Origin of the sequence: Caulobacter sp. B11, assembly GCF_002737765.1 — a bacterium.
GTDB lineage: Bacteria > Pseudomonadota > Alphaproteobacteria > Caulobacterales > Caulobacteraceae > Caulobacter.
Map to the genome: position 1 here is coordinate 1 of NZ_PEGG01000141.1, position 6,899 is coordinate 6,899.

Genomic DNA, 6,899 nt, shown 5'->3' on the forward strand with positions numbered 1-6,899 from the left:
GGCGTGATAGGGGTCTTCGCCGGTTTCCGGACGGTACGAGAACGACGGGTGGCTGGCGGCGTCCGACAGGTTCAGCGGCCGGCCCAGGCGCATGGTCTCGCCGACCAGGCCTTCGCCGGGCTTCAGCCGGGTGACGTGGACAGCGTCGCGCGACAGGCCCTCGGTGGCGAACAGCTCCAGATCGCCCGAGGCGCGTCGCAGATAGATCGAGCAGACCTCGGCCACCATCGAGATGGCGATGATGCGCACCACCATGTCGAGCTTGGCCTGGGCGGGACCCGCGCCAGCCATGGCCTCGCGAATCTGCCGAAGCAGGCTGCGGGGTCCTCGAACGGCGATGCCCGATGCGGCCATGGACGCGGCGCTTGCTCCCTCTGAGTGCGTTCCTAGGCGCTATAGCAGATTTCGCCCGCCGACCAGCTTTCGTGCGCCGACAGACCGCTCATTTCGCGCAGAGCGCGCAGGCGGACCGCCAAACGAACAACGGCCGGCCGGGCTGCGCGCCCGACCGGCCGTCGAAGTCTCAAGTCCCGCCGGACTTAGCGACGGGGGCCGTAATAGTCGTACCGGCTGTCCTGGCGACGATCGCGGCGCTCGCGACGCTCGTGGGCGCGATCCTGGCCATGGGCGTTGTTGTTGGAATAGCCGTAGCCGGAATTGCCATAGCCATTGTTGGAATAGCCGTAGCCATTGTTGGCGTAGCCATTGTTGGCGTAGCCGTTGTTGGAATAGCCGTAGCCGCTGTTGCCGTTGCCATAGCCGTAGCCGTAGCCGGTGTTGCCGTAACCGTTGGCATAGCGGCCGTTGTTGTAGTTGCCGGCGTAACGGGGATCGCGCCGATTGTCGCCGGTCGAGGCGCCGATGGCGGCGCCGGCCAGGGCGGCGACCGCGATCGCGCCCTTGTCGCCGTCCGACAGGGCCGCGCCGGCGATGCCGCCGATCAGGGCCCCGACGATGGCGCGCTCGGTCTGCTTGTCCTTGCGGTCACCGGCGAAGGCGGCCGAGGCGGGCAGGACCAGGGCGCCGGTGACGGCGGCGGCGATGGCGATCTTGCTGAACTTTCCGGTGAACTTGGCCATGACGGGGCTCCTTGCAGGGGCGTCGCCAAGTCCGGAGAGGTCCGGTGCGGCGCTGTTGGAGCCTTTGTGACAAGCTGCGCTTGAACCCAGTCTGAACGACGCCGTTCAGCTTCCGGTCATGTTGCGGGATGGGCTTGCGGCACCGGCCGATGCAGCGACACCGACCACAGCACCCCAGCCAGCAGCAGCACGATCGCCGCGCCCTCCAGCGCAGAGGGCCATCGCCCCTCATGCAGGAAGCCGTAGAGCAGGGCGAACAGGGTCTCGAAGACGATCATCTGGCCTGAAAGGCTCAGCGGCAGCAGGCGGCTGGCGGCGTTCCACAGGCCGTTGCCGATCACCGAGGCCCCCAGGGCGACGGCCAGGCTGACGCCCCAGAACAGCGCCCAGTCCGCCGGGGCGTGCGCCTTCGCCGCCAGGAAGGCCGGCACAACCAGCAACAGCGCCAGGCCGCCGGTGACCAGGCCGGTCAGCAGCGACCACTCATGGCTGTTGATGTGGCGCGTGGTCTCCAGCTTGCGGGCGTTCCACACCGCATAGACCGTCCAGCAGGCCAGGGCCCCCACCGCCGCCAGCAGGCCCAGCAGCAGCCGGGCGGGCGGGGCGCCGCCGTCGTCGCGGAAGACCGCCACATTGATGCAGGCCACCCCGGCGGCGATCAGGGCCAGCGGCGCGGCCAGGCGGCGCAGCGATACGCCCTGCCCCGGCCTCGCCCCGACCAGGGTGACGCTGACGGGCAGCAGCCCGATGATCAGCGACGCGGCCGCCACCCCGGCGTTCTGCACCGCGACGGCCAGACAGACATAGTAGATCAGATTGCCCAGCAGGCTCAGCAGGGCCAGGTCGCGCCAGTCCTGGCCCGTCATGCGCCGAAACACCGCCCTGGCCGTCGGCGCCAGCAGGACCAGCGAGGCCAGGCCATAGGCCAGATAGCGCCCGGCGGTCATCTGTAGCGGCGTGAAGGCGTGGAGCAGCAGGGGGGCGAGGAACACGCCGCCCCAGAAGGCGCCGGCGATCAGGCCACAGATCAGACCCAGGGTGAGGCGGCGCGGATCGGTCATGAAGCCGCTTTGGCGGGCCGGCGGGCGACCGGCGGGTGAAGGCTGGTACGGCCCAAACAGACCCGAGCTGTCCGGTGGACTGGACTCAGCCGTGCCCCGGCTGGGCCAGGGGTTCGGACACATCCTGGACCAGGCGGCGCGCCTGTTCGAGGGCCGCGTCGATGTCGGCCTCGATGAACTCGACCTCCAGGTCGGTCAGGGGATGGGGCGCGGCGATGGTCTCGCGCAGATAGAGCCGCTTTTCCGGCTCGGTCATCGACCACCAGCCGACCGTGTGGCCCTCTTCGATCACCGCGTCGCCCATGGCCAGCAGGTCGTCGGTGTCGAAGATCGGCTGGCCCGGCCGCTCGGGGAACCACTGGCCGTCGTCGGGCAGGGCCTGGTCGAGCTGCTTGAGCAGGGCCGCCAGCCACGGGCTGATCAGCAGGGGCTTTTCATAGCCGTCGCCGAACTTGGCGCGCAGCAGCAGGTCATAGATCAGCTCCAGCCCCTCATCGCCCTCGAAGGTGACGGTCTTGGCGGCGGGATCGAACTTGAAGACGTCGGACATGAAGACTCTCAGGGTCGCTTTATCGAATGATACCGCGACTCGGTGACGTTTGGCGCCCGCGTCGGCCGCTAGAGCTTATCCAGCCCATAGACCGCGTGCAGGGCCCGCACGGCCAGCTCGGTATAGGCTGCGTCGATCAGCACGCTGATCTTGATCTCCGAGGTCGAGATGACCTGGATGTTGATGTTCTTCTCGGCCAGGGCCTGGAACATCGACTGGGCGACGCCGGCATGGCTGCGCATGCCCACCCCGATCACCGAGACCTTGGCGACGTCCTCGTTGACGGCCACGTCCTCGAACCCGATTTCCTTTTGGGCGGCGCGGACGATCTCGACGGCGCGGGTCGCGTCACGCTTGCCGACCGTGAATTCCATGTTGGCGGTGTCGGCGCTGCGGGCGCGCGACTGCACGATCATGTCGACATTGACGTTGGCGTCGGCCAGGCGGCCGAAGATCTGCGACGACACGCCCGGATGGTCGGGCAGGCCCAGCAGGGTGATCTTGGCCTCGTCGCGGCTGTAGGCGACACCGAGACGATACGCTTTTCCATGATCTCTTCCTCGTCGCAGACGATCGTACCTTGTCCGGGCGCTTCACCCGGCTCGACGAAACTCGACAGCACCCGCAGCGGGACGCGATGGGCCATGGCCATCTCGACCGAGCGGGTCTGCAGCACCTTGGCCCCAGCGAGGCCATTTCCAGCATTTCTTCGTAGGAGATCTTGGCCAGGCGCTTGGCCTTGCTCTCGATCCGGGGGTCGGTCGTATAGACCCCGTCCACGTCGGTATAGATGTCGCAATCGGCCTTCAGGGCGGCGGCGATGGCCACGGCGCTGGTGTCCGATCCCCCCGGCCCAGGGTGGTGATGCGGCCGCCGGCGGTCACGCCCTGGAAGCCGGCGATCACCGCCACCTCGCCCGCGTCCATGGCGGCCGACAGCTTTTCGGGCGGAATGTCCTCGATCCGGGCACGGCCGTGGGCGTCGTCGGTGAGGATCGGCACCTGCCAGCCCAGCCAGGCCTGGGCCTTGTGGCCCATGTTGCGCAGGGTCATGGCCAGCAGGCCGGCGGTCACCTGCTCGCCCGAGGCCACGACGAGGTCATAGGCGTCGTCGGATTCGACCAGCCCCGGCGCGGCGCGGCCGCAGCCGTCCGTCCAGGCCACCAGCTCATTGGTCTTGCCCGACATGGCCGAGACGACCACCGCGACCTGCTTGCCCGTGGCCAGCTCGGCCGCGACCAGGCGCGCCACCCGGCGGATGCGCTCCAGGTCGGCCACCGAGGTGCCGCCGAACTTCATCACCAGACGTGACACGTCTCAAAACCCCTAGGAACTGGTCAATTCTTGCGTCGCGGCCACGAGAACCCCGCCGACCGCGCAAGCCACGGCCTTCTAGCGGGGGGGATGCGCAACGGCAATGTCATGGGCGCGTCTTTTTCGTCGCGGGGGGCGTCGTTGACTCCAAACGGACAACCTGACTGACTACCTACCTATCGAATTTCAAGCGGAGGGTCGTCATGTCACACCCGATATCGCCTGACGTCGCGAGGCTGGTCGCCGCTGAAAGAACCGTGGCCGGAAAGATTCGCGCCCTGGCCGCCGCCGGCTATCCCCGCGCCGAGATCGCCCGGATGCTGGGCAAGCGCTACCAGCATGTGCGCAACGTGCTGGAGGAGCCGAAGGCGGCCACGATCAACGTCGATCACGCGCCACCTGGCTTGGCGGAGGCGGACACAAAGCCTTTCCAGCACGCGATCCCCCATACCTACTGGCTTGAGGTCGGCGCGGACGGCTCGGTGGTCTTGCCGCCGGAGGTTTTGGAGGCGCTCGGCGCGCGGCCGGGCAGCCTGATCATCGCCGATCTCGGCGAGGAAAGCTTCACGCTCGTCAGCGGCATGACCGGAATCAGGCTCATGAAGACGCGGCTCGCGGAGCCTTCGTCTTTCGACAAGCTGGCTTCAGAAGAGCTGATCGAGGATCGCAGGCGCGAAGCCGCGATCGACGAGCTTGAATCGCAGATGCTCAGGGCCGGGAAGCGTCGTGGCGACTGACGTCGTGATGGACTCCTCAGCGGTCCTCGCCCTGGTCTTTCGGGAAAGAGGCCGGGAACACGTGGCGGTCGCCTTGACGGGAGCGCTGATCAACGCGGTCAATCTCACAGAGGTCATGTCCAAGATGCTCGACAGCGGCCTGTCTTCTGATCAGGTGGATGATCAGTTGAAAGGCTTCTCTCTCCTTGTCGTCGACTTTGATCGTGACCTGGCGATGCGGACCGCTCTCCTGCGCGCGCCACCACCGCCACAGGGGCCTGTCGCTGGGTGATCGCGCCTGCCTGGCCCTGGCGATGCGCGAGAAACTGCCGGTCATGACCGCCGACCGGGCGTGGAGCGATCTGGACCTGCCGGTCGAAGTCGTGCTGATACGTTGACATGACCCAGACCGACACCGCCGCCCCCGCCTCCTGGAGCATCGACCCCGCCGACGTGGCGCGGTTCTCGGCCATCGCCGCCGAATGGTGGGATCCCAAGGGCAAGTTCGCGCCGCTGCACGTGTTCAATCCCTGCCGCCTGACCTTCATCCGCGAACAGGCCCTGGCGCGCTTCGGGCGCGACGGCAACGACCGCGCGCCGTTCGAGGGGCTGAGCCTGCTGGACATCGGCTGCGGCGGCGGCCTGCTGTCGGAACCCATGGCCCGCCTGGGCTTCTCGGTCACGGCGATCGACGCGTCGGAACGCAACATCGCCACAGCCGCCACCCATGCCGACGAGCAGGGTCTGCAGATCGCCTACCGCCCCGCCACCGCCGAACAGCTGCTGGCCGAGAACGCCGGGCCGTTCGACGTGGTGCTGACCATGGAGGTGATCGAGCATGTCGCCGATCCCGGCGAATTCCTCCGCACCTGCACGCGGCTGCTGGCGCCGGGCGGCCTGCTGATCGTCGCCACCCTCAACCGCACGCTCAAGGCCCTGGCCCTGGCCAAGATCGGCGCGGAATATGTCCTGCGCTGGGTCCCGCCCGGCACCCATGACTGGAAGCAGTTCCTCAAGCCCGAGGAATTGCGGGCCTTCCTGGCCGCCGAGCCTGTGGCCATGCACGGCCCGTTCGGGGTGACCTATAGCCCGCTGACCGGCCGCTGGAGCCGCTCCACCGACTGCGACATCAATTACATGATGACCGTCACCCGCGACTGAGGCCGCCAAGCGGAACCGTCGCGCCGTCTGGGGCTTATTCCCTCCGCAGGGACTAAGGATTGGCGGCCCGCTTCAGGGGCTCGACGTCGATCCGTTCGTCTGAACGGAGAGAATTCCATGACCACCTCGAAACATCTGGCCTGTCTGATGGCCACCGCCGTCGCGCTCGGCACGGCCGCACCGGCCCTGGCCCAGACGGCCGCGGCCTCGGCCGCCTATCAGCAACGGCTCGACGCCTATGGCGACCAGCGGGCAGCCTATAACGAACGCTCGGCCGACTACGCCGCCCAACAGCGCGCCTATGAGCGCGATCGCGCCAAGTATGAGCGCGCCCGCCTTCAGTATGACCGCCGCTACGGCTCGGGCGCCTATGACCGCCGCTATCCGCAATACGCGACCCAGTATCAAAGCCCGACCTACCGCGACAGCCGCGCCTACTATGCCGAGCAGCAGGCCTTCGAGCGCGATCGCCTCACCTATGAGAGCGCGCGCCGCGACTATGACCGCCGCTATGGGACGGGCGCCTATGATCGTCGCAACCCGACCGCCGCCGCGCGCTTCACGACCGATGGCCGCCAGTACGGCGACAACGCCAACTACGGCGAGCAGCGCGCCCAGTATGAGCGCGATCGCCTGACCTATGAGAGCGCGCGCCGCGACTATGACCGCCGCTACGGGACGGGGGCCTATGACCGTCGCAACCCGACCACCGCCGCGCGCTTCACGACCGATGGCCGTCAGTACGGCGACAACGCCAACTACGGCGAGCAGCGCGCCCAGTATGAGCGCGACCGGGCCGCCTATGAGAGCGCGCGCCGCGACTATGACCGCCTCTACGGGACCGGTGCCTATGACCGTCGCAACCCGACCACCGCCGGGCGCTTCATGACCGATGGCCCCCAGTACGGCGACAACACCAACTACGGCGAGCAGCGCGCCCAGTATGAGCGCGACCGGGCCGCCTATGAAGTCGCGCGCCGCGACTATGATCGCCGGTACGGCGTGGGCGCTTATGATCG

7 protein-coding genes and 2 pseudogenes are annotated in these 6,899 nt (G+C 67.9%); 4 read left to right on the top strand and 5 right to left on the bottom strand.

Annotated elements, in window-relative coordinates:
• From CSW58_RS07090 to CSW58_RS07110, 5 genes and pseudogenes are all read right to left on the bottom strand, one after another.
• Window positions 1–354 (bottom strand): GAF domain-containing protein (locus CSW58_RS07090; RefSeq protein ID WP_143755114.1); only part of this gene is annotated, 354 nt, incomplete at its 3' end.
• A gap of 185 nt (window positions 355–539) precedes the next feature.
• The gene (locus tag CSW58_RS07095) at window positions 540–1,079 is read right to left on the bottom strand and encodes a hypothetical protein (protein WP_099446819.1); all 540 of its coding nucleotides are present in this window, start codon (window positions 1,077–1,079) and stop codon (window positions 540–542) included.
• A gap of 116 nt (window positions 1,080–1,195) precedes the next feature.
• Complete coding sequence (locus tag CSW58_RS07100; RefSeq protein WP_099446820.1) at window positions 1,196–2,140, bottom strand: DMT family transporter; 945 nt, start codon at window positions 2,138–2,140, stop codon at window positions 1,196–1,198.
• An 85-nt stretch (window positions 2,141–2,225) separates the two neighbouring features.
• Window positions 2,226–2,690, bottom strand: coding sequence for a hypothetical protein (locus CSW58_RS07105; RefSeq protein ID WP_099446821.1), 465 nt, complete (start codon window positions 2,688–2,690; stop codon window positions 2,226–2,228).
• 68 nt (window positions 2,691–2,758) lie between these two features.
• Window positions 2,759–4,003, bottom strand: a pseudogene (locus CSW58_RS07110) (aspartate kinase).
• 203 nt (window positions 4,004–4,206) lie between these two features.
• Here CSW58_RS07110 and CSW58_RS07115 point away from each other — a divergent pair.
• The 4 genes and pseudogenes from CSW58_RS07115 to CSW58_RS07130 form a co-directional block, all read left to right on the top strand.
• Complete coding sequence (locus CSW58_RS07115) at window positions 4,207–4,740, top strand: AbrB/MazE/SpoVT family DNA-binding domain-containing protein (RefSeq protein WP_236627699.1); 534 nt, start codon at window positions 4,207–4,209, stop codon at window positions 4,738–4,740.
• A 203-nt stretch (window positions 4,741–4,943) separates the two neighbouring features.
• On the top strand, window positions 4,944–5,117 hold the full coding sequence (locus CSW58_RS15035; protein ID WP_236627700.1) for a hypothetical protein: 174 nt from the start codon (window positions 4,944–4,946) through the stop codon (window positions 5,115–5,117).
• A 1-nt stretch (window position 5,118) separates the two neighbouring features.
• The gene (gene ubiG, locus CSW58_RS07125; protein ID WP_099446822.1) at window positions 5,119–5,880 is read left to right on the top strand and encodes a bifunctional 2-polyprenyl-6-hydroxyphenol methylase/3-demethylubiquinol 3-O-methyltransferase UbiG; all 762 of its coding nucleotides are present in this window, start codon (window positions 5,119–5,121) and stop codon (window positions 5,878–5,880) included.
• Window positions 5,881–5,997: 117 nt separating this feature from the next.
• A pseudogene (locus CSW58_RS07130) lies at window positions 5,998–6,899 on the top strand (hypothetical protein); the annotation flags it as partial.